General features: G+C 68.0%; 19 protein-coding genes. 10 read left to right on the plus strand and 9 right to left on the minus strand.

Annotated elements, in window-relative coordinates; all coding sequences use genetic code 11:
• Positions 1-55 precede the first annotated feature (55 nt).
• Positions 56-1,273: an MFS transporter gene (locus tag M4D77_RS13270; RefSeq protein WP_259936391.1), complete on the plus strand. Its 1,218-nt coding sequence runs from the start codon at positions 56-58 to the stop codon at positions 1,271-1,273.
• Here M4D77_RS13270 and malQ read toward each other — a convergent pair.
• The 6 genes from malQ to M4D77_RS13300 all read right to left on the minus strand — a co-directional run bounded on the left by malQ (position 1,245) and on the right by M4D77_RS13300 (position 7,572).
• On the minus strand, positions 1,245-3,377 hold the full coding sequence (gene malQ, locus M4D77_RS13275; protein WP_259936398.1) for a 4-alpha-glucanotransferase: 2,133 nt from the start codon (positions 3,375-3,377) through the stop codon (positions 1,245-1,247). The two genes, M4D77_RS13270 and malQ, sit on opposite strands and share 29 nt — an antisense overlap.
• A gap of 79 nt (positions 3,378-3,456) precedes the next feature.
• Positions 3,457-4,863: an FAD-binding oxidoreductase gene (locus tag M4D77_RS13280; protein WP_259936392.1), complete on the minus strand. Its 1,407-nt coding sequence runs from the start codon at positions 4,861-4,863 to the stop codon at positions 3,457-3,459.
• Entirely contained in the window at positions 4,844-5,497 is a 654-nt protein-coding gene (locus M4D77_RS13285; protein ID WP_259936393.1) for an SDR family oxidoreductase, read from the minus strand. Before M4D77_RS13285 ends, M4D77_RS13280 begins: the two co-directional genes overlap by 20 nt.
• A 168-nt stretch (positions 5,498-5,665) precedes the next feature.
• The gene (locus M4D77_RS13290) at positions 5,666-5,941 is read right to left on the minus strand and encodes a GlsB/YeaQ/YmgE family stress response membrane protein (protein WP_004023462.1); all 276 of its coding nucleotides are present in this window, start codon (positions 5,939-5,941) and stop codon (positions 5,666-5,668) included.
• A gap of 180 nt (positions 5,942-6,121) precedes the next feature.
• Complete coding sequence (locus M4D77_RS13295; protein WP_058251911.1) at positions 6,122-6,565, minus strand: lipoprotein LpqH; 444 nt, start codon at positions 6,563-6,565, stop codon at positions 6,122-6,124.
• 56 nt (positions 6,566-6,621) lie between these two features.
• Positions 6,622-7,572, minus strand: a complete 951-nt coding sequence (locus M4D77_RS13300) for a ParA family protein (RefSeq protein WP_259936394.1) — start codon at positions 7,570-7,572, stop codon at positions 6,622-6,624.
• Between the two features lie 374 nt (positions 7,573-7,946).
• On the opposite strand from M4D77_RS13300, the gene M4D77_RS13305 reads away from it, so the two are divergent.
• From M4D77_RS13305 to M4D77_RS13320, 4 genes are all read left to right on the plus strand, one after another.
• Entirely contained in the window at positions 7,947-8,588 is a 642-nt protein-coding gene (locus tag M4D77_RS13305) for a hypothetical protein (protein WP_259936395.1), read from the plus strand.
• A gap of 84 nt (positions 8,589-8,672) precedes the next feature.
• The gene (locus M4D77_RS13310; RefSeq protein ID WP_259936396.1) at positions 8,673-10,508 is read left to right on the plus strand and encodes a hypothetical protein; all 1,836 of its coding nucleotides are present in this window, start codon (positions 8,673-8,675) and stop codon (positions 10,506-10,508) included.
• A complete protein-coding gene (locus M4D77_RS13315) occupies positions 10,505-10,795 on the plus strand; it encodes a hypothetical protein (protein WP_078113356.1) in 291 nt (96 codons plus the stop codon). Before M4D77_RS13310 ends, M4D77_RS13315 begins: the two co-directional genes overlap by 4 nt.
• Entirely contained in the window at positions 10,770-12,119 is a 1,350-nt protein-coding gene (locus tag M4D77_RS13320; protein WP_078113355.1) for a hypothetical protein, read from the plus strand. The genes M4D77_RS13315 and M4D77_RS13320 overlap by 26 nt, the downstream gene beginning before the upstream one ends.
• A 7-nt stretch (positions 12,120-12,126) precedes the next feature.
• Here M4D77_RS13320 and M4D77_RS13325 read toward each other — a convergent pair whose 3' ends face one another.
• A complete protein-coding gene (locus tag M4D77_RS13325) occupies positions 12,127-12,327 on the minus strand; it encodes a hypothetical protein (RefSeq protein ID WP_078113354.1) in 201 nt (66 codons plus the stop codon).
• Between the two features lie 101 nt (positions 12,328-12,428).
• Complete coding sequence (locus M4D77_RS13330; protein ID WP_068971499.1) at positions 12,429-12,902, minus strand: NUDIX domain-containing protein; 474 nt, start codon at positions 12,900-12,902, stop codon at positions 12,429-12,431.
• A gap of 83 nt (positions 12,903-12,985) precedes the next feature.
• Between M4D77_RS13330 and M4D77_RS13335 the strand changes: the two genes are divergently transcribed.
• Together M4D77_RS13335 and M4D77_RS13340 are read left to right on the plus strand one after the other, a co-directional pair.
• The gene (locus M4D77_RS13335; RefSeq protein ID WP_078113353.1) at positions 12,986-14,182 is read left to right on the plus strand and encodes a pyridoxal phosphate-dependent aminotransferase; all 1,197 of its coding nucleotides are present in this window, start codon (positions 12,986-12,988) and stop codon (positions 14,180-14,182) included.
• A 14-nt stretch (positions 14,183-14,196) separates the two neighbouring features.
• Positions 14,197-15,402 carry a serine hydrolase gene (locus M4D77_RS13340; protein ID WP_137810409.1) on the plus strand — a complete coding sequence of 402 codons (1,206 nt, stop codon included), beginning with the start codon at positions 14,197-14,199 and terminating at the stop codon, positions 15,400-15,402.
• Between the two features lie 587 nt (positions 15,403-15,989).
• Here the strand turns inward: M4D77_RS13340 and M4D77_RS13345 are convergent.
• Positions 15,990-17,249 (minus strand): HNH endonuclease signature motif containing protein, encoded by a 1,260-nt coding sequence (locus M4D77_RS13345; protein WP_259936397.1) that lies wholly within the window; start codon positions 17,247-17,249, stop codon positions 15,990-15,992.
• Between the two features lie 570 nt (positions 17,250-17,819).
• Between M4D77_RS13345 and M4D77_RS13350 the strand changes: the two genes are divergently transcribed.
• The 3 genes from M4D77_RS13350 to M4D77_RS13360 all read left to right on the plus strand — a co-directional run bounded on the left by M4D77_RS13350 (position 17,820) and on the right by M4D77_RS13360 (position 22,228).
• On the plus strand, positions 17,820-19,202 hold the full coding sequence (locus M4D77_RS13350; protein ID WP_078113349.1) for an FAD-binding oxidoreductase: 1,383 nt from the start codon (positions 17,820-17,822) through the stop codon (positions 19,200-19,202).
• A gap of 32 nt (positions 19,203-19,234) precedes the next feature.
• On the plus strand, positions 19,235-20,425 hold the full coding sequence (locus M4D77_RS13355) for a helix-turn-helix transcriptional regulator (RefSeq protein WP_078113348.1): 1,191 nt from the start codon (positions 19,235-19,237) through the stop codon (positions 20,423-20,425).
• 165 nt (positions 20,426-20,590) lie between these two features.
• Positions 20,591-22,228: an aromatic/alkene/methane monooxygenase hydroxylase/oxygenase subunit alpha gene (locus tag M4D77_RS13360; protein ID WP_078113347.1), complete on the plus strand. Its 1,638-nt coding sequence runs from the start codon at positions 20,591-20,593 to the stop codon at positions 22,226-22,228.
• The last annotated feature ends 131 nt before the right edge of the window (positions 22,229-22,359 follow it).

Here is a 22,359-nt window from a genome sequence, read left to right on the forward strand (position 1 = left end):
AGCCGGGAGACCAGGGCCGGACCCTCCCGGACGCGGCGGTAGCGTGTCAGCTGCCATGTCTGACCGTTCGCATACCCGCGCCTCCCCTGCGCCGACCGGCGCATCCTTCGCCGCGGCGGTCTACGCCTTCGCCGTGATCATGCTGGGCACCACGCTGCCCACACCGCTCTACGCGATCTACGGCGAGGAACTCGGTTTCGGCGTGACCACCACGACCGTGATCTTTGCCGTGTACGCGGCCGGCGTCATCGCCGCGCTGATCGGCTTCGGACGCTGGTCCGACGTCATCGGCCGGCGCAAGATGCTCATCGCCGGCGCGATTCTGTCGGCGGTCAGCGCCGTCGTCTTCCTCACGGCCGGCCCGGTCTGGCAGTTGCTGCTGGGCCGCGTGCTGTCGGGTCTGTCCGCGGGCATCTACGCCGGCGCCGCCACCACCGCGGTCATCGAACTGGCCCCCGCGTCGTGGCGGGGACGCGCCCCGGCCGTGGCGACCGCGGCCAACATCGGCGGCCTGGGCCTCGGACCGCTGATCGCCGGAGTCCTCGCCGAGTATGCCCCGTCCCCGCTGCACACCCCGTTCGTACTCGATCTGGCGCTACTGGTCCTGGTCTTCCTCGGCATCTGGCGGCTGCCCGAGACGGTCGAGGTCGTCCCCGGCGCCCGGTTGAGCATCCAGCGACTGTCGGTCCCCGCCGACATCCGCGGCGTGTTCGTCCGGGCGTCGATCGCGGCCTTCGCGGGGTTCGCGGTGATGGGCACCTTCACCGGCGTGATGCCGTCCTTCGTCACGAACATCCTCGGCATCGACGACCACGCATTCACCGGTTTCCTGGTGTTCGTCCTGTTCGCGTCCTCGGCGGTCACCCAGATCGTCGTGCGCCGGATGCCGACCGAACCGGCCCTGATCGCCGGCTGCGCCATCCTCATCCTCGGGACCGGCCTGTCGATCCTGGGACTGGTCGCCGCATCGACCCCGGCGTTGCTGGGCGGAGCGGTGATCTGCGGTGTGGGGCAGGGCATGTCGTTCAGCAAGGGACTGGCGTCGGTGATCGCGGCTACCCCGGCGGGACGCAAGGCCGAGGTCACCTCGACCTACTTCGTCGTCGCCTACGTCGCGATCTCGATCCCGATCGTCGGCCAGGGAATCACCGCGCAGCACTGGGGTCTCCGGCCCGCCGGGATCGCCTTCAACATCGGGGTCGCCGTGCTGGCCCTCATCGCACTCGTACTGACCATCGTCTCGGTCAGGAACCTGGCACGCCCGACTCGTTGAGCACCGAGACGAGGCGGCGGAAGCGCACGCTGCTGACGAGGTCCTCGACGAGCACGACGTCGCCCTCCGAATTGGCCAGCGGGACACACCAGTTCGGGTACTGACTGCTGTCGGTACCCGGCTGGTTCTGGATTCGCCGCTCCCCCACCGCATCCACGAGGGCCACGCTCAGCAGTACCGACGGGCTGCGGGCGATCACCGCATACAACGCATCGACGACCTTCGGGTCGGTCAGCGGGGTGTCCCGGGACAGCAGGCCGCGTTCGTAGGCGAGTTCGAGGACGGCGTCGCGTTCACGTGCATCGCGCGCCCGCTCCGCGTCCTCCCCGGAGGCGAGCAGGCCCAGCCGCGATCGCAGCGTGATGTGGTCGCCCGCCAGATATCCCACGGTCGGGGGCAGATCGTGGGTCGTCACCGAGGTCAGACACAGCTCGCGGTAGTCCTCGGGCGGGGTCGCGGCGTCGGGCCCCTGTTCGAACCACAGGATCGACGTGCCGAGGATTCCGCGTTCGCGGAGTGAGTCCTGCACCGACGGTTCGAACACCCCGAGATCCTCGCCGACGACCACCGCGTCGGCGCGCTGCGCCTCGAGCGCCAGGATGCCGATCAGCGCCTCGCTGTCGTAGTGCACGTAGGTGCCCTGGGCCGGGCTGCTGCCGTCGGGTATCCACCAGAGCCGGAACAATCCCAGGATGTGGTCGACGCGCACACCGCCCGCGTGTCGGAGGACGGTGCGGATCATGTCGCGGTAGGGCTCGTAACCGGCCTCGGCGAGGCGTCGTGGATGCCACGGCGGTTGGTCCCAGTCCTGGCCCTGCTGGTTGAAACCGTCGGGCGGCGCCCCCACCCTCGCACCGGAGGCGAGCACGTCACCGAGGGCCCACGCATCGGCGCTGTGCCGAGCGACCCCGACCGCGAGATCGGCCATCACACCGATCTCCATGCCGGCCGATCGCGCCGCGTGCGCGGCGGTGGCCAGTTGCTCGTCGCAGATCCACTGCAGCCACATGTGGAAGTCGATGCGCCGGGCCATCTTTCGACGCTTCTTCTTCATGTACGCGGGGTCTGCGAACTTGCCCTGCCAGCGCGGGTCGTCGGCGTCGTACCGCTCGGCCAGCGCGCACCACGTCGCGAAACGCTTGAGGCCCTTCCCCTCCCGGCGCCGGAATGCGCGGTAGGCGTGCGCACGAGCCGGGGCGAGCGGGACGCCGTAGATGAGTTCGAGCGCTTCCAGCTTGGCGCGGAATGCCTTGTTGCGCCGGATCTTGTCGGTCGCGGTGTTCTCGTCGAGGAAGCTGCGCTTCAACGCCTTGACCCACTTGCGCTGCGACTTCGACAGCCCGTCCAGCTCGGGGATGTCGGTGATCCGGATGTAGAGCGGATTGACGAATCGTCTCGTCACCGGCAGGTACGGCGACGCCTCGATCGGCGCCTTCGGCTGGGCGGCGTGAAGTGGATTGACCTGGACGAAGTCGGCGCCGTACGCGCTGGCGGCCACCTCGCAGATCCCGGCGAGATCGGCGAAGTCGCCCACGCCCCACGAGTCAGCCGATCGGATCGAGTACAGCTGCGCGGCGAGTCCCCATCGCTTCCGGCCGATCAGCCGGTCGGCGGTGTGCAGTCGGCGCGGCGTCACGATCAGGGGCGCGCTCGAGGCCGATGAATCGTCGAGATCGATCGCCTTGATCTGGTGATATCCGGTGGGGAGGTCGTCGGGCACGGCGAACGTCGCACGGCCGATCAGCACGCCGTCGACCTCGCGCGGCTCGACCCAGACATCGAGTTGGGGGGCCGCGACGTCGTCACCGGTTTCGCTGACCACCCACACCTTCACCAGGTGCCCGTGCGGAACATGCACGGCGAACGTGGCTCCCGAGCCCTCGGTCACGACGGTCACGGCCGGGACGAACTCACGCCACGGTTGTTCGTCGATCTCGCGAATCGAGTTCTCGATCTCCTCGGGCGAACCCGCGGGGACGTCTAGCGCCCGGAGCACCGCGACCAATGTGTCCTGGTCCACCTCGTGCCGCTCGTCACCCCAGCCGACATAGCTGGAAGCGACGCCGTAGCGATCCGCCAGTGCGGTCAACCCATCGAGGTTCACATCAGCCACCCGTGCATGATCGCAGGATTTCCGTGCGCCCGCCGCCCGCGCCGCCGGGTTCGGTCCACCGGTTCGGTCCTCACGGAAAGATCACCCCCGGGTTCAGGGTTCCCCGCGGGTCCAGCGCGTCCTTGATCGCGCGCATGGTCGCAAGGTCGGTCGCGTCGCGGCCGAGGTGCGTCCAGGCCGACTTCGCGCGGCCGATACCGTGCTCGGCACTGATGCTCCCGCCGTTGGCGGCCACGATCCCGAACAGGTGGTCGGTGACCGCGCCGGCCTGCGCCGGCGGGACGTCGAGCAGGTTGACGTGGATGTTGCCGTCACCGACGTGTCCGAAAAGAATTGGGCGACAGGGAAATTCGTTTTCGGAACCCACACGGGACAGTTCGGCGAATGCCTCGGGCAGTGCCCGGATCGGAACCGAGATGTCGAGCTTGACGACCGGTGTCGCGCTCGACCGGGCGATGGCCTCGGTGTGGCCCTCGCGACCGGACCACAGGGCGCGAGCCGGCGCCGGCGCGAGCACGGCGTCGATGACTCCGGTGGCATCACCGAGGAGCGCGGCGGTGGCGGTCTCGATGTCCCCGGTCCCCGACACCTCGAGAAGGACGTAGAACGGTCCCGGCGTCGCCGTCGGGCGCCGGTGCCCGTAGTCGGCGACGAGCGCGACCCCGGCCTCGGTCATCAGTTCGGCCGCCTCGACGGTCAGTCCCGCCGCCGATGCGGCACCGATCAGCTCGATGGCGTTCTCGACGCGCTCGATCGAGGCGACCACGACGGTGGCGGCCGAGGGCGGCGCGACGAGTCGGAACAGGACCCGGGTGATCACCGCGAGGGTTCCCTCGCTGCCGGCCAGGAGAGCTGGAAGGTCGTATCCCACGTTGTCTTTGACGAGGGACGTCCACCGGCGGAGGACCCGGCCGTCGGCCAGGACGGCCTCGATCCCCGCTATCTGCGACCTCGCGTTGCCCCGCCGAATCATCCGCGTCCCACCGGCATTGGTCGACACAACCCCGCCCGCGGTCGCGCTCTGGCGGGAGGCGAGGTCGATACCGAACGACAGTCCGTGCGCCGCGGCGCGGAGGTCGATGGATTCGACGGTCGCGCCGGCCTGGGCGCCGACACAACGACCGACGGTGTCCACCTCGTCGATGTCGGTCATCCGCACCGTCGACAGCACGATCCAGCGCTCGCCGACGGCGGCGGCCGGTGGCACCGAGCCGCCGACGAGTCCGGTGTTGCCGCCCTGCGCGCAGACCCGGATGCCCGACCGGTCGCATTCGGTGAGCACGCGCGAGACCTCGTCGGTGGTGCGGGGCCGGACCACCGCCTCCGCCGCTCCGCGATACCGCCCGGTCCAGTCGGTCAGGAACCCTGCCGTGGCGTCCGGGTCGGTGAGGACATGCGCGTCGCCGACGATCGCGCGACAAGCCGCGATAACGGCGGCAAGAGGGGAATCCGGCTCCTCAGGACCGTGGGAAGGCATCGAGGATCGGGGTGTCGCCGTCGTTGAACTCGATCACCTCGTGCACCGCCGCCGGATGGTCGAGAACGGCCGCCGCGACCTGGGCGACGTTGTCCCGGCTGACCTGGTCACCCTCGACCCGGTCGCCGCCGAGCGTGATGCTGCCGGTGCCGTTCTCGTCGGTCAGCTTGCTGGGTCCGAGGATCGTCCAGTCGAGTTCCGTGGACTTCAGGTACGTGTCCGCAGCCGCCTTGGCCTCGGCGTAGGCGTGGAAAGAGTTGTCCTCGGGCACACCGTGATCGGGTCCGGCGCCGAAGTAGGACACCATCACGTACCTGCGGACTCCGGCCCGCACGGCGGCGTCCATGGACCGGATCGCGGCATCGCGGTCCACGGCGTACGTCCGCTTCGGATCGCCGCCGCCGGCCCCCGCGGTCCACACCACCGCGTCGTGGCCGGAGATCGCGGTGGCGATGCCGGTGGTGTCGAGGGTCTCGACGTCGGCGACCACGGGAACGGCCCCGGTGTCCGCGACGTCTTCGGCGTGTTCGGGATTGCGGATGATCGAGGTCACCTCGTCGCCGCGTTCCGACAGAATCCGCGCCAGCCGCAGCGCCATCTTGCCGTGTCCGCCGATGATCGCCACTCGAGTCACTGGATGCTCACTTTCGGTTGCTCACTTGTGCGGTCGCCACTCTCGTACCCAATCCAACGTACGCACATGCGCGCACCGGACACGGCCGAGACACGACTCCGCCTCGGCCCGACGTTCGATGCGAACGTCGAGCCGGGGCGGAGTTGAGTCGGACGAACCCGGTGGACCTCAGACGCGGGTACGACCGCGGCCGGTCACCAGCTTCACGAGGAACAGCAGGATGCATGCGCCCGCCAGGCAGGTGATGAAGCTGAAGATCCAGCCCCCGCCCTCGACGTCGACGCCGAACAACGTCAGCAGCCAGCCGCCGAGAAGGCCGCCGATGACACCGACGACGATGTTGAGGATGATGCCCTGCTGCGCATCTGTCTTCATGATCTTGCTGGCGATCCAGCCGGCCAGGCCGCCGATGATGATCCACGCGATGATGCCAATTCCCAGCATGTCTGCCTCCTATGGTCGTCGTGATCCGTTGTGCAAATCGTTAGAGATCGCGAAGACCTCTCGAATCGCTACGAATCGTAACGTACCCAGACCGACAGAGCGTCAAACAGTGTCCGCGGAAAATGTGTACACATCGAGACCGGACCGGTCACCGGACCGAGACCAAGCGGGGAAACGGGATCAGGGGCAGGTCACCTTGATCTCGTAGGACTTGGTCACGGGCTCGGTCGGATTGGCGGGATCGATCCCGGATGCGTCACCGGTGACCGTGTAGGTGTCCCCGTCCTTGGTGACCTCGCCGCTGCCGCCGCCGGCACCCTTCTGATAGGCCAGCACCACACCGTCGAGCGAGCCCAGCCCCACGGATTCCACCTCGGGCGAGTCACCCGACGTCAGGACGACGCCGATACCCGAGCCCCCACCCGATCCGATCCCGATGGTCACCTTGCCCGCGGCGTCGGTGCACCCGACCGTCTTGTCCGCCAGTTCCAGTTCCTGACCGTCGACGGTCACGGTGGCCTCCGCGTCGGTGCCACCCGACGCCGAGTCATCGGAACCGCACGCCGTGAGGGCGACGGCCAGTGCTGCGGCGCCGAGAACCGAGGTGATGTGCACTTTGCGCATGATGGGAGCTCCTGAGGAGTCGAACGAGGCGCCACCGGTCGGCGGCTGAGATGAACTTAGACGCCTGAGCTGCGGTTCGGCGTCGGTCGATCGAATGGGCTGCGGGAACTCGGAACCGCCCCCGAGAGTTCGGCCCGAGCGAGTTCGGCCCGAGCGAGTTTGGCGTCGGCCTCGACCATCACGGCGCGGGTCAGATCGCGGAACTGTTCGTAGTGGCCGTGGTAGCCGTACTTCGCATGCAGGCTCGGCCAGGTTGCGAAGTCGGCGGCGGCACCGATCGCGTTGCCCTCGTGCAGGTAGGTCGGGAGGACGTTCTGGATCGAGGTGTCCCGTCTCAGTCGTCGCACCGTGTCCTGATGGAGGGTCGACGCCGCCCGGTACTTGGTGATCACGACCCCCAATTCGACGATTTCCCGCCCCAATTCGGTGCCGAAATCGGCGACCTGACGCTGGATGTGCGGAATCGCATATGTGGACAGGACATCCGGGATGGTCGGGATCAGATATGCGGCGGCCATCGCCAGCCCGTTGAGGCTGAACGGTCCGACGTTGGGCGGGCAGTCGACGAGGATGTAGTCGTATTGCCCGGCGATCGGGGCCAACGCGTTCGTCAGGACCTCGACGGCCGCCAGATGGTCGTCCGCAGCAACCCGATGAGCACTGAGCTCCTCGGCCAGTTCGATCAGGTCCAGGGACGACGGCAGCAGGTCGATCCCGGTGAGCCCGGCGACGGTCGAGACATCGCGCTGCACGCTGCCCTCGAGGTCGAACGATTCCGTACCGTCGAGCAGGTCGGTGAAGAGTGTCGCGACGGTGTGCCGCCGGGCGTTGCACGTCAGCCAGTGTTCCTGCCCGATCATCATCGTCGTCAGGTTGGTCTGGGCGTCCAGGTCGACGAGCAGCACCTTCTTGCCGAAGACGCCGGCGAGGAAGTCGGCGAGGCCTCCCGTGAGCGTGGTTTTCCCGACCCCGCCCTTGAGACTGATGGTCGCGATCACCGTCGGCATGGCGTCCCCGGTCTGTTCGGTCGCCCTGCTGTTCGGGCGTCCTGCGTCGCGAGTAGATTACCGAGCCGACGCGTAGGCCACCGGGTGTTCGGTGGCGACGCGACGGCCACCCGGCCTCTCGAACCTGCGAATCCGACGCCGAATGTCTTTTCCACCCTCATTCTGCGGGCATTACCCATATCTGTAAGAATGACCGGGTCGAGCATTGACCGGATATTTCTGTCGATTCGGTCGTGTGATTCAGAGTCAGGTGAGAACGACTTGACAATCGTTGACGAGAATCGAACGGGATGCGAAATCCCGCATATTTTCGACGACCGTGCGACTTGCTTTTTCCTGGTCGGTACTGAAAACCCATGTGGAAGGACACCCGTATGAGCAACCGAGTCCGGACAGCCACCGTCGGCCTGGCGGTGTGCGCCGCAGCGGCATTCGGAGCCGCCCTCGCGCCCGTCGCCACCGCAGCGCCGAGCGATGTGACCGCGACACCCTCGGTGTCCGGCAACAACGTCACCCTGACGGTGACGAACAACGCCGCGAAACGCATCGGCTGCGAGATCGTCGGCGTCCCGGCCGGCGGAGCCCCGACCAATGTCGTCTTCGGATACCAGACACCGGAGGATCTCGGTGCGCTCATCTCCCCCGGCTCGTCGAAGTCGTTGCCGCTGCGAATCTCTCAGGGCACGCCGCCGACACCCAGTGGGACGACGACGATCCCGGACGGCACGTACGACATCTACTGGGGATGCACCACGATCACGCTGCCACCGGGCACCGGGGCAGCCGAGGAGTTCTGGGGCACCAACCCGCCGGTGACAGGGACGACCCCGACGGTCGCCGCACCACTGCGGGTAACCGTGCCGGGCGGAGCGGCAACGGCACCGGCCCCGGAATCGGAGACCCCGGCGGCGCCCGGATCGCCGAGCATCCCGGGCCTGCCCGACATCCCCGGACTCCCGGGGATCGAGCTGCCGGAGGAGATCTGCACGACGTCGTCGTGCGTCCCCGTCGGATGAGCTGAGCGGGCCGTTCACCGCGCGTGATCGCCGTTTTGCCCAATGCACTCCCGGGACCCGGATGCGGTTGTGCATTCTTCGACCATGTCAACAAGCGATGTCACGCGCGTCCATCTCGCCGCCGAGGGTGGTGGAGCGGCACTCGACCAGGTCTTCCTGATGTCGGCGGTGGCGGCCGTCGTGTCGGTCGGACTGCTCGGGATCGGTTATCTGCATCGCACGCGCAAGATCACGTGGCTGACCACGCTGTCCGAATGGGCCGCGCGCCGGGTGAATCGCCCACCGTGGGCGGCGCTGCCGATCTTCCTGTTCACCAGCACGATCATCTGCGCGCTGTTCGGCTTCCTCTGGGATGTGAGCCTGCACATCGGCGACGGCCGCGACGAGGGGCCGCTGGCGAACCCGGCGCACTACTTCATCCTGGTCGGCCTGTTCCTGCTGTTCATCTCCGGCATGCTGTCGGTGTTCCTCCCCTTCGACAAGCCCGGGCGCTCGGCGATCCGGATCACGCGTCACTGGTACGCACCGGTGGGCGGAATCCTGTTGGCGGGCTGCGGTTTCTACGCACTGCTGGGGTTCCCGCTCGACGACGTCTGGCATCGGATCTTCGGCCAGGACGTCACCCTCTGGGGCCCGACCCACCTGATGCTCATCGGCGGCGCGGGCCTGTCGCTCATCGCCGTCGTGATCCTCGACCGTGAGGGCCGGGCCGCCATGGGTCCCGACGCCCCGGACGACGGCCGGAGCCAGTGGCTCGTGCGCTGCCTGGCCTTCGGCGGGCTGGTGATCGGCATGTCGGTGTTCCAGATCGAGTACGACTTCGGCGTCGAGCAGTTCCGGCTCGTGCTGCAGCCGATGATGATCGCCGGGGCCGGGGCGTTCGCCCTCGTCGCCGCGCGGATCTGTCTCGGGCCGGGCGCAGCGCTCGTCGCGGCCGTCTTCGCGATCCTGCTGCGTGGTGTCGTCGCGGTCGTCGTCGGGCCGGCGCTGGGTGCGCCGATCAACGTCTTCCCGCTCTACCTGGGCGCGGCCGTGGTCATCGAACTGCTCGCGCTGACCCCGCTGCTCAAGCGCCGCGTGCTCTTCGGTGCGGTGGCCGGGCTCGGAGTCGCGACCCTCGGCCTCTGGATCGAGTCCTGGTGGATCGCCGCGGCCTACCCCTTTCCGTGGGTCACCGGCATGTGGGGCGAGGCGTTGGCGATGGCGATTCCCGTGGGCATCGCGGCCGGTGTGTGCGGCGGGCTGCTCGGCCTCGTCAGCGTCGGCGAACGCCTCCCGACCCGTTGGGTCAGCATCACCGCGGTCGTGCTCTCCGTCCTGGTGATCGGCGGGGCCGTCGCCAACGGCCTGCGGGTCTCGGTCCCCGCGGATGTCACCGCGCGCGTCGTCCTCACCCCGGCCGGGCCGAACGAGGCTGCCGACGAGAACGTGACGGCCGAGGTCTTCCTCGACCCCGCCGACGCGCTCAGCGACGACCCCGAGTGGGTCACGCTGATGTCGTGGCAGGGCGGGATCGACAATGACCGCGGCATCGTCATCGACCGGCTGGAGCGCGTCGGTCCCAACCACTTCCGGTCCACCGAACCGATGCCGGTGTCGGGATCATGGAAGACCATCCTGCGCGTACAGGACGGCACCACGATGGCGGGCGTGCCGGTGTATCTGCCGGCCGACCCGGCGATCGGCGCGGAGGGCGAGCCGGCTCAGCTGACGTCGACGAAACCGTTCGTCGCGGAGATCTCGATCCTGCAGCGCGAGCGCACCTTCGACTACCCGTCGTGGTTGTTCGGCGCGGCATCACTGGTGGTGCTCGTGTGTTCGCTGCTGCTCATCGCGGCGCTGTCGTGGGGAGCCGGCCGGGTGAACGCCCGGGAGGCGACATCGGGCGCGCGGGAGCCTGAACTCCAGCCGCAGCCGTGATCGCTCTCGCTGCCGACCCCGGCGTCCACCACCTGGCGACGCATCCGCTCGTGCTGGCGCTGCCGGCCGTGATCCCCGCGTTCCTGGTGGTGGGCGTCATCGTCGCGATCGCGATCATCGACCGTCGACGCGGGGACGACGAGGACGACGAAGGCGACGCCGACGACGCGGCAGGCCGCCCGGGCGAGGCCGGCCGCACTGCCGCCGAGCCGGCAGGCGGCGACCCCGATCCCACCGATCCCCCGACCCGAAACGAGGCCGATGACCCCGCCCGCGAGGCCGACTGACGTTCTGCTCGCCCACGGACTGGGTGGTTCGGAGTACCTGCCCGTCCCGCTGACCGCGGTGTTGATCGGCGGCGCCTGGGCGCTGACCATCTCGTTCGCGGTCATCGCGTTCGCTTGGCGTACACCACGATTCGGTCGGCCGGACGCCGGCCGAGAGCTCCCGAGATGGGTGACGGCGGCCGTCGACAACCGGTGGGTGCGCGGCGTGATCAGCGGCGCCGCAGTGGTTCTCACCGCATGGCTGATCGTGGCCGCCGTCGGCCCCGACAACGACGAGAACCCCCTACCGGGCGCGTTCTATGTGCTGCTCTGGGTCGGCATGACCGTGCTGTCGGTACTCCTCGGACCGGTGTGGCGACTGCTGTCCCCGGTCCGCACCCTGTTGCGGGCCGCCCGAGGTGTCGGAGGCCCGCGGGTCGTCGGCCTGCGGGGATATCCGCGTCGGCTGGGCTGGTGGCCCGCGGCGTTGGGCCTGTTCGCCTTCGTCTGGCTCGAATTGGCGTCGCCCGACCCGAGTTCGGTGTCATCGGTGCGGATCTGGCTGCTCTGCTACCTGGTCATCACCCTCGTCGGCGGCGTGGTCTTCGGGTTGCGGTGGACCGCGGACGCCGACCCGTTCGCGGTGTACAGCACCGTGGCCTCGCGCCTGTCCCCGTTCGCGCGCAACAGCGCCGGCCGGGTGATCCTCCGTAGCCCGATGAACTCGCTGCCCACGCTCCCGGTGCTCCCGGGTACCGTCACCGTTCTCGCGATCCTGCTCGGCTCCACCGCGTTCGACAGCTTTTCGGCGATCGCGTTCTGGCAGGACCTCGTCGCCGACGGTGCCGGTGACAGCCGGGCGGCCGCCACCGTGTACTCGACCGCGGGCCTGTTGGTGTTCATCGGCGTCGTCGTGGTGACGTTCTGGACGGCCGCCCGCGCGGTCGGCGGTGTGCAACCGGACCTCCGGCGCCGCCTCCCCGGCCTGATGGCGCACTCGCTGGTCCCGATCGTGATCGGTTACATCCTCGCCCACTATCTGCAGTCACTCGTCGAACAGGGACAAGAAGCCGTCCTCGCGCTCGGCGATCCGCTGGGGAGGGGATGGAATGTGTTGTGGCTCAGCGATGCTCATCCGGTGTACGTGATGAGTGACCACCCGACGGTCACGGTGACCCTGAAGGTGGCGTTCGTACTCGGCGGCCACCTGTTGGGGGTGGCCGCGGCGCACGACGCATCGTTGCGTCTCCTGCCCCGCCGGCATCAGCTGACCGGGCAGCTCACCATGATGGTGCTGATGGTCTTTTACACGTTCCTCGGGCTCTGGCTGCTGTTCGGCGGGTGACGCCCGGTCAGTAGGTGGTCGGGGGCGTGTTCTTCTTGTTCGAACGGAACAGCATGTAGCCGCCGTAAAGGGCGAGTGCGACGAGGGCGATCCAGAAGAGTCCCTCGAGTAGCGGGCCGAGGACGGCCAGTGCGATCAGCGCGACCGCGATGACGCCCAGGACCTTCCAGAAGGTCATGCCGGTGGTGTTGTTCGTCGATGTGCTCATGAGCCCAGTCTGCGCCCGCCGAAGCCGGAAAGCGATGCTCGGCGGCACTTCTGGGGCGAACTTCAGGGACTTCCCTGAGGGACCCCCTACCGCTGGAGCCCCTACCGTCGGAACCACGCCTCGGCGTTGCCGGCCAGCGCCTTCTCGATCCGCAGTGCCGACGTGTCGGTCAGGTCGGACGGCAATGCGTCGGGCGCGAACCACGCGACGTCGGAGTTCTCGTCGTCGGCGGCCCGGGGATCGCCGTCGACGTGGCGCGCGAGGAAGCAGACGTCGAGATAGCGGGTCCGGTCGCCGTTCGGGTAGGTGATCAGCGGGGTGACGTCGATGCTGGTCAGTCTGACGATCTCGGCGGTGACATCGGTTTCTTCGCGGACCTCGCGCAGGGCCGCCCGCGCCGGCTCCTCTCCCGGTTCGAGGACGCCGGACACGACGGCCCACTGTCCGTTGTCGACGCGGCGCGTGAGCAGCACCCGCCCGGCGTCGTCGCAGACGACGACGCTGACGCCGGACAACCAGAGTTCGCGGGTACCGACCTGGGCACGCAGATCGCGGATGAATTCGGGAATGGGCACCCCCACATCCTGCCTGCCGGTGCGCGTCGCCGCCGGAGAGGTGGGGTCGGGTGCCAGATATCCCGACGCGCACAATGTCACCCATGAAGATCTCCCGACGGGCCGAAGGGATCGCGCCGTTCCAGGCGATGGAGTTCGCGAAGCGCGCCGCCGAACTCGAGGCAGCTGGTCATTCCGTCGTGAAGCTGAACATCGGTGAACCCGATTTCGGGGCTCCGCCGGCGGTCCTCGCCGCGGCCCGCGAGGCGACCGGGCGTCCCCTCGCCTACACCGGCGCCCTCGGCCTCCCGGAGTTGCGCGAGGCGATCGCAGACTTCTACGGCCACCATTTCGGGGCGTCGGTGGATCCCGCGCGGGTGGCGGTCACCGCCGGCGCGTCGGCGGCCCTCCTGATGGCCTGCGCGGCGTTGATCGACCCGGGCGACGAGGTCCTCATCGGCGACCCGTCCTATCCGTGCAACCGCCAGTTCGCGCACGCCTTCGGCGCACAGGTCCGGCTCCTGCCGACCAGCCCCGCCAACCGGTTCCAGCTCACCGCCGCCGAAGTCGACGACGCGTGGACGGACGCGACCCGCGGCGTCATCGTGGCGACCCCGTCGAACCCGACCGGCACCTCGATGCCGTATGAGGAACTCGTGACCATGTGCGAGCTCGCGGCGGCCCGGGACGGCTGGTCGATCGTCGACGAGATCTACCTCGGGCTGTCCGACCCCGGACCGGACGGTCGGCCGCCGCGCAGCATCCTGGCCGCCGACTCGCCGGGCGTCGCGGAGACGGTCGTGATCAACAGCTTCTCCAAGTACTTCGGGATGACGGGTTGGCGGCTGGGATGGTGCATCGTGCCCACGGAACTCGTGGGGGTGCTGGAGCGGCTGGCGCAGAACTTCTACGTGTGCCCGCCCACGCCGTCGCAATACGCGGCGCTGGCCTGCTTCACGCCGGATTCCCTGGCGGTGGCCGAACAGAACCGTCGTGAGTTCGCGCGACGCCGGCAACTCGTCGTGGACGGGCTCGCGGACATCGGACTCGACGTGCCGGTCATCCCCGACGGCGCGTTCTACGTCTACCTCGACGTCGGCTCCACGGGCCTGACGTCGGCCGAGTTCTGCGACCGGGCGCTCGCCGAAGCCCATGTCGCCCTGACCCCGGGCCACGACTTCGGGGTCGCGGGCGCGGACCGGTACGTCCGTCTGTCCTACGCCGCATCCACCGACGACCTCACCCTCGCCATCGACCGACTCCGGACGTTCGTCGGGGCCGGTCACGTTCCACTTCGATGAGGAGAGACCATTCCATGACCTCTGCGGGACCAGTCCGATCCGAACGCCTCGCCAAGGAGGTGACCCCGATCCTGACCGCCCGGACCGAGGGCGCGCCGCGGGTGCCGGGGGTGGTCGCGGGCGTCACGACCGACGAGGAGACGGTCTTCCTCGGTGCCGCGGGGGTGCGTGCGCTCGACGACGAGCAGCCGATGACCGTCGACTCCGTCTTCGCTCTGTTCTCGGCGACGAAGGCGGTGACCGCGACGGTCGCGTTGCAGCTCGTCGAGGAGGGCGCCTTGGACCTGCACGCACCGGCCCGCACTTACGTCCCGGCGCTCGGCGAGCTGCAGGTGATCGAGGGCTTCGACGACGACGGGCGGCCGCGCCTGCGGCCACCCGCCTCCGATGTCACGACCCACCAATTGCTCACGCACACCGCCGGTTTCGGTTACGACTTCTTCAACGAGACCTACCGTCGACTGACCGCGGACCACGGTGTGCCCGCCGTCGCCACGGCCACGAGGGCCTCGTTGCGAACCCCGCTGCTGTTCGATCCCGGCACGGAGTGGGAGTACGGCTCCGGGGTGGACTGGGCCGGCCAGGTCATCGAGGCCGTCACCGGACGCCGTCTCCGCGAGGTGATGGACGAGCGGGTCCTCGACCCACTCGGCATGTCCGACACCGGATTTGCGCTGTCCGACGGCGCCCGGCGTCGGCGAGCGGTCCTGCACATGCGCAAGCGGGGCGAGCTCGTCCCCAACCACCGCTGGGAACAGCCTGCCGATCCCGAGATCGACATGGGCGGGCAGGGCCTCTGGTCCACCGTCCCCGACTATCTGACCTTCCTGCGAATGTGGTTGCGCGAAGGCCGCTCCGACCGCGGTCAACAGATCCTGCGCCCGGAGACCGTCACCACGGCGTTGCGCAACCAGATCGGCGATCTCGCGGTGCGACGGCTGCCCGGAGTGATCCCGCCGCTGAGCCACGATGTCGAATTCGATCCGGGGACACCGAAATCCTGGTCGTATCCGTTCATGGTGAACGACACCGACACCCCCACCGGCCGCAAGGCGGGTTCGCAGTCGTGGGCCGGGCTGGCCAACCTCTACTACTGGATCGATCCCCACACCCGGATCGGCGGCTTCTGGGCCACCCAGATCTTCCCCTTCGTCGACCCCGCATCGATCGACGGGTACCGCGACTTCGAGGCGGCGACGTACCGAGCGTTGGCGGACTGACCTACGGCGCGTTCGTCATCAGGCAACGCCGAGCAGTACCCAGTTGCTCTGCCCGGTGAGATCGCGAAAGCACCGACCCGGTAACGGCATTACGCAGAGATCGCTACCTCACAACGCCGCCGACGACCATGCCGTCGTCGACCACTCCTGTCCGGTGCACTCCAGTCCGTTGCACTCCGAGATCCCCACCGATGAACGCGAGGGTGTAGATGTAGGCGATCGGCGGGGGCACTGGCTGATCTGTCGTACCGGTCTCACCCCATCCATGGTGGCGGGCGCCCGCTGCTCGACCGTCGCGGTCGAGCGGTTCAACCGCGCCCCGGCCCGTCGCAGTGCTCCCTCATCGGTGGTCGACGACGGACTCAGCCAGGGCACGCCCCGAAAGTTCCGCGGAGTGTGGCTCGAGGGCCCGATTGCTGCCGAACGGGGGCGTTGCGTGTTCGTCCGACACCCCGTTCCCGCGACGGTGATCCGCTGCGGTAACGGAGTACGGAGGGGCAGCACTGTGGAGTTGTCAAGGGACGGAAGCGGTCCCGGGTACGGTCCGGGTGCAGAAGGTGCTACGCGAAAGTGTGACGGAGGGCCGGTCAGGCGGCGTCGTCGAGTCGCATGGTGCGTCGGTTGTAAGCGGGTAGTGGTCGACGATGCGGGTCGATGATCGCGGGTGGGACGAGCCAGGGGTGTCGGTCGAACCCCATGACGATGTCCCAGCCGTGGTGGTGAACCTGGGTGTGGCAGCGTTGGCAGAGCAGGCAGCCGTTGTCGAGGTCGGTGGGTCCGCCGTCGGCCCACGACTTGATGTGATGCACCTGTGTATGGGACGGCGGTGCACCGCATTTGATGCAGCAGGCGTCACGCACGATGATCGCTTTGCGGAGGTGTGCCGGATACAAGCGGTGGGTGTGGCCCATCTGCAGCGGTACGCCCTCACTGTCGAGGATGATCTCCGTCAGCGAGCCGTCGCACGACGCTTGTTTGGCGGTGGCGTGGCTGACCGTCCCGGTCCACGGCAGTGTCGCGAGGTCTCCGGTCGCGGGGATCGTCAGCATCAACTGGGTGCGTGGGCTTCCGACGGTGTCGATGCTCGCGCCGATCGCGGCTTGGTCGAGGATCAGTTCGAAGGCGTCGGCGCGGCGTTGCTCGGCGGTGCGACGGTCCTCGGCGCCGTCGGGTTCGGGCCGTGGGCAGGACCGTTCGTCGATCATGGCCAGGAACTTCTCACCCACGACCTGGGTGAGGTCGGCACGCACCTCGACACGGCCGTCGTCGGTGGTGTGCGCGTTCACCGAGTTCAAGCGTGCATCGTCCGACGCTGGGGTTCCGGCGTCAGAGGCGTCGGCGAGGGCGTTGCTGATGGCGTGAGCATGCTTGAGCACTTCGGTCGGCGTAGCACCGGATAGTGCTTGGGCGATGAGTTCGATCTCATACCGGGAGCGTTCTCCCTCGGAAAGAGCGTCACCACACCGTTTTTCGATCTCGTTCATGCCGCGGACGATGGCATCGACGACCTCACCGGACAGCCGCCCGTCAGCGGCATGACGAGACAGCGCAGGCAACCCCGGCAACGCATCGACGCTTCGCATGGTGCGGTGCGCGGCGGCCGGTGCGTGGCCTGACTCGATCAGCAGTTTCTTGGTGGTGCTACCGGCCTTCTGTGCGACACCGAGTTCGTCGAGTTGCGCTGCGTGCGCGACGATCTGATGATCTGTAAGATTGCGGATCAGGCGCCACGTGTCGAGGGCGTCGAATGTTGCTCTGCCCGTCGGGTCGTCGGTGGGCGGGGTGGTCTCGATGAGTTGATCGAGGAGCGTGGTGAGCTCTGGCATGACTCCAAGGTACCGGAACATTCGTTCGACTACGAGGAGTTTCCACAGGCTCAGAAATCTCGAAACTGTCGACTGTGCAGCGTTTTTCGTCGACTGTGCGTCGATTCGCGTTGATTGTGCGTGAATCGTTGACAGAGGTGAACTTCAGTCACATCTGTTACGGATTCTGGGTGAAAAGTTGCGAGTCTGAAGTGGACTGAAGATCCCGCGAAGTCGCTCCCCCGGGGCGCATCCGCAACCCGCCGGGCGTGTGGGGCTGGGTCCGCAGGGGTTGTGCAGCGGCGTCGGGTCACCAAGTGGCTTCGACTCGGCGCCTCGACCTCGACGCGCTCCTTCGTCGCTTGCTCGGCCCGGCGGCTCCGCTCGGTGCCGGCTCAACCAGCGGGGGTCGGGTCGACCGACGCCCCCCAGACTTCTGGGACGCACACGAACCCAGAACTCTGGCACGAGCATTTCCCGCGTTCGAGGGATGGCGGGAACAAAAGGGCGTCGGCCACTCTGAGTCCCATCGAGCCGCCGAGTCCGGCGGCCCACCACAGCAGCACCGACGCTCGAACCCGTTCATCCGCAGATCATTACGAAGGAAGCATCGTGTCCATCACCTCCGAACCCATCGACTTCACCGACTTCGACGCCCTGCTCTCCGCGGTCAGCGGTCCCGTTCTGACCCCGGCCGACGAGGGCTACACCGCCGAACTGACCGGCTTCAACCTCGCGGCGATACCCGCCGCTGACGTGGTCGTCGGGGCGACGAACGCTGCCGACGTCGCCGCCGCCGTGCGATATGCGCGCTCGAACGGGATGCGGGTCGGTGCGCGGGCGACCGGGCACGGATCGCCGATCGAGGGGCGCGGCACGGTCGTCGTCACCACGTCCCGGATGGCGGGGGTGAGTGTCGATCCGGTGACCAGGACCGCGCGCGTCGAAGCCGGTGCGCGGTGGCGCGATGTGGTCGCCGCGACCGCTCCGCACGGCCTCACCGGGCTCGTCGGCTCGTCGTCGTCGGTGGGTGTCGTCGGGTACACACTCGGCGGCGGACTGAGTCCGTTGGGTCGTCAGTTCGGTTATGCCGCCGATCATGTCCGGTCGATCGAGCTCGTCACCGCCGACGGTTTCGTCCGCACGGTCGACGCATCCGCGGGTTCGGACCTGTTCTGGGCACTGCTCGGCGGACGGGACGGCTTCGGCATCGTCACCGCACTCGAGTTCGAGCTCTTCGATCTGCCCACGGTCTACGGCGGCGGGATCTTCTTCGCCGGCTCGGCGGCCGCCGACGTCCTGCACGCCTGGCGCGAATGGGCGCCCTCCCTGCCCGAGGAGGCCGGGACCTCGGTGGCGATCCTCCGCCTCCCGCCGGACCCCAACCTGCCCCCGCCCCTACAGGGTCAGCTCGCCGTGCACGTCCGCTACACCCACACCGGGGACCCGGCCACCGCCGCCGCGGTGCTCGCACCGATGCGGTCGGCGGGTCCGATCCTCCTGGAGAACATCGACGTCCTCCCGACCGCTGCGCTCGACGCGGTACACATGGACCCGCCCGGGCCGATGCCGAGCGCCGAACGCGGCTGCGTACTCGCCGATTTTCCGGCATCTGCCGTGGATGCCCTGCTCGCGGTAGCCGGGCCGCAGGTCGCGAGCCCGCTGGCCATCGTCGAGGTCCGTCTCCTGGGTGGCCGATTGCGGTCGCCACAGCGCGTACCCAACGCCGTCGTGGGACGCGACGGCACGTTCTCCGTCCTCGCCATCGGCGTACCCGCCGGCCCGCTGGGCGAACAGGTCGGTGAGCATCTCGCGGCCGTCACCGACGCGGTGGCCGCCCACTCCTGTGGAGCGCTGCTCAACTTCTCCGGGCGGACGGCAACCGAACGCGACGCGCTGTGGTCGACCGACCAGCGGACGCGCCTCGAGACCATCCGACGACGCCACGATCCGGCCGGTGTCCTCCGTCCGGGGGACCCCACTATTGTGGGATAGACATCCGTGCAGCTCATGCCCACAATTGTCGAATGACATCGAGTCTGACCGCCGAGCGTGTGCGCCGCGACATCGAGGTCGTGGCCCACGCCGGCCTCGGTCTCGACGACTTCTTCGCCGAGACCGTCGCCTCCCTGAGCCGCGCGGTGCCCGTCGACGCGGTGTGCATCGGCACCTTCGATCCCAACACCGTCCTGCTGACCAGCGCCCGCAAGTACGGATCACTGCTCGGCGAGGATCACCGGGACCCGGACTGGGGTCTCCTCGAATACGGGCAGGTCGAGCCGACGGCATACCGCGAGATGGTGGCCGCCAAACGCGATGCGGTCGGACTCAACCTCCTCAACCGGGGCGCCACCGAACGGTCTAATCGTATGTCGCAGTTGATGATTCCCGAATACTGCTTCCACGACGAGGCCCGCTTGGTGCTGCGTGACGGGGACCGGGCGTGGGCCGGGATCGCGATGTTCCGCAGCGGGGCCGGATGCCGGCCCTTCGACGCCGACGAGATCGACTTCCTGGGTTCGCTGTCGCGCACTCTCGCCTACGGCGTGCGCGTGGGGTTGCTGAGCAGTGTGGTCGCCGGCGGGGCGAGTGCCGCCGCCCCTGCCACCGTCGACGCGCCGAGTCCGCCACCGCCGACCGGCCACGGCCCGGCGGTGCTGATCATCGACCGCAGCAACGAGATCGTGCAGATGAGCGCCGGCAGCCAGGAGCGCATCGCCGACCTCGCGTCCGGTCCGAACGGCGCGGCGGTGATGAACCCGATCTACGGCCTTATCGGAGCCGCACGCCGTTACGGCTCGGGTGAGTCCTCCGTCCCGCCGCGCCTCCGGGTGCGCGGGGCGTCGGGCATGTGGCTCGTCATCCACGCGTCGCCGCTGTCGTCGGCCGACGGCCGGGTCGGCGAGGTCGTGGTGACCATCGAGGAGGCCCGCCCGCCCGAGATCATCCCGCTGGTCGTCGAGGCTTTCGGGCTCACGGCCCGTGAACGCGACGTCACCCAGATGGTGCTGCAGAGTGTGGCCACCAAGGACATCGCCACCGCCCTGCACGTTTCCGCCTACACCGTGCAGGACCACTTGAAATCCATCTTCGACAAGGCCGGCGTCCGCAGCCGGCGCGAGCTGATCGCGCGGATCTACTTCGACCAGTACGCCCAGCGTCTGAACGATCCGCTGCTTCCGTCCGGGTCGTTCGCCGCCGCGGATCGCGAACTGTAGCGGTCCGTCACCACCTCCGAACCCGCCCCGGCGCACCGCACCGGGCGGGTTCTCTGTCGTCGTCTCACAGTGAGACGTTTGTAATCCACGTCACAGGGTTGTATCGAAGTCGCTCCAGTCCATGCGGGCCGGCAATCCGCCGGCTCTCCACCGAGGAGGCGCACTTTGAGCAGGCAGAGCTTGACAAAAGCCCATGCGAAGATCACCGAGTTGTCCTGGGAGCCCACCTTCGCCACCCCGGCCACCCGGTTCGGTACCGACTACACATTCGAGAAGGCCCCCAAGAAGGATCCGCTGAAGCAGATCATGCGGTCGTACTTCCCGATGGAGGAGGAAAAAGACAACCGCGTATACGGCGCCATGGACGGCGCCATCCGCGGCAACATGTTCCGCCAGGTGCAGGAACGCTGGCTGGAATGGCAGAAGCTGTTCCTGTCGATCATCCCGTTCCCCGAGATCTCCGCGGCCCGCGCGATGCCGATGGCGATCGACGCCGTGCCCAACCCGGAGATCCACAACGGCCTGGCCGTGCAGATGATCGACGAGGTTCGTCACTCGACGATCCAGATGAACCTCAAGAAGCTGTACATGAACAACTACATCGACCCGGCCGGCTTCGACATCACCGAGAAGGCGTTCGCCAACAACTACGCCGGCACCATCGGCCGCCAGTTCGGCGAGGGGTTCATCACCGGTGACGCCATCACCGCGGCCAACATCTACCTCACCGTGGTCGCCGAAACCGCCTTCACCAACACACTTTTCGTCGCGATGCCCGACGAGGCCGCCGCCAACGGCGACTACCTGCTGCCCACCGTGTTCCACTCCGTCCAGTCCGACGAGTCGCGGCACATCTCCAACGGCTACTCGATTCTGCTCATGGCTCTCGCCGACGAGCGCAATCGCCCACTACTGGAACGTGATCTGCGGTACGCATGGTGGAACAACCACTGCGTCGTCGACGCCGCGATCGGCACCTTCATCGAGTACGGCACGAAAGACCGTCGCAAGGACCGCGAGAGCTACGCCGAGATGTGGCGTCGCTGGATCTACGACGACTACTACCGCAGTTACCTTCTGCCGCTGGAGAAGTACGGGCTGACCATCCCGCACGACCTCGTCGAAGAGGCGTGGAAGCGGATCGTCGACAAGCACTACGTCCATGAGGTCGCGCGGTTCTTCGCCACCGGCTGGCCGGTCAACTACTGGCGCATCGACGCCATGACCGACAAGGACTTCGAGTGGTTCGAGGAGAAGTACCCCGGCTGGTACAACAAGTTCGGCAAGTGGTGGGAGAACTACAACCGGCTCGCCTACCCGGGACGCAACAAGCCGATCGCCTTCGAGGACGTCGATTACGAGTACCCGCACCGCTGCTGGACCTGTATGGTGCCGTGCCTCGTCCGTGAGGACATGGTCACCGAGAAGGTCGACGACCAATGGCGCACGTACTGCTCGGAGACCTGCTACTGGACCGATGCGGTGGCTTTCCGGGGCGAGTACGAGGGCCGAGAGACCCCGAACATGGGTCGTCTCACCGGTTTCCGCGAATGGGAGACGCTGCATCACGGCAAGGATCTCGCCGACATCATCCAGGATCTGGGTTACGTCCGAGATGACGGCAAGACGCTCATCCCGCAGCCGCACCTCGACCTGGACCCGAAGAAGATGTGGACGCTCGACGATGTCCGCGGCAACGTCTTCAACAGCCCGAACGTGCTGCTCAACGAGATGTCCGACGAGGAACGCAACGCCCACATCGCGGCGTACCGCGCCAACACCAACGGGGCCGTACCGGCCTGAGTCGCGTCGACCCTTCGTGACGCGCTCTCCGCAAGCTCCGAGCGCTCCTCAGGGAGCGGGTGGGAACGCGCTCTGAATCACCCCAGGTTTGATGCCGCTTCCTTCTGAGTCAGGAAGGATGAGCACATGCC

This window comes from Gordonia sp. p3-SID1431 (genome assembly GCF_025143765.1).
In the GTDB taxonomy this organism is placed as follows: domain Bacteria; phylum Actinomycetota; class Actinomycetes; order Mycobacteriales; family Mycobacteriaceae; genus Gordonia; species Gordonia hongkongensis.

Coding starts and splice junctions, on each gene's coding strand:
- M4D77_RS13295 (WP_058251911.1), bottom strand. CDS start 6,565: ATGCGCAAAGTGCACATCACCTCGGTTCTCGGCGCCGCAGCACTGGCC.
- M4D77_RS13325 (WP_078113354.1), bottom strand. CDS start 12,327: ATGAGCACATCGACGAACAACACCACCGGCATGACCTTCTGGAAGGTC.
- M4D77_RS13320 (WP_078113355.1), top strand. CDS start 10,770: ATGACCCCGCCCGCGAGGCCGACTGACGTTCTGCTCGCCCACGGACTG.
- M4D77_RS13335 (WP_078113353.1), top strand. CDS start 12,986: ATGAAGATCTCCCGACGGGCCGAAGGGATCGCGCCGTTCCAGGCGATG.
- M4D77_RS13300 (WP_259936394.1), bottom strand. CDS start 7,572: ATGCCGACGGTGATCGCGACCATCAGTCTCAAGGGCGGGGTCGGGAAA.
- M4D77_RS13305 (WP_259936395.1), top strand. CDS start 7,947: ATGAGCAACCGAGTCCGGACAGCCACCGTCGGCCTGGCGGTGTGCGCC.
- M4D77_RS13310 (WP_259936396.1), top strand. CDS start 8,673: ATGTCAACAAGCGATGTCACGCGCGTCCATCTCGCCGCCGAGGGTGGT.
- M4D77_RS13280 (WP_259936392.1), bottom strand. CDS start 4,863: ATGCCTTCCCACGGTCCTGAGGAGCCGGATTCCCCTCTTGCCGCCGTT.
- M4D77_RS13340 (WP_137810409.1), top strand. CDS start 14,197: ATGACCTCTGCGGGACCAGTCCGATCCGAACGCCTCGCCAAGGAGGTG.
- M4D77_RS13345 (WP_259936397.1), bottom strand. CDS start 17,249: ATGTTCCGGTACCTTGGAGTCATGCCAGAGCTCACCACGCTCCTCGAT.
- M4D77_RS13270 (WP_259936391.1), top strand. CDS start 56: ATGTCTGACCGTTCGCATACCCGCGCCTCCCCTGCGCCGACCGGCGCA.
- M4D77_RS13355 (WP_078113348.1), top strand. CDS start 19,235: ATGACATCGAGTCTGACCGCCGAGCGTGTGCGCCGCGACATCGAGGTC.
- M4D77_RS13290 (WP_004023462.1), bottom strand. CDS start 5,941: ATGCTGGGAATTGGCATCATCGCGTGGATCATCATCGGCGGCCTGGCC.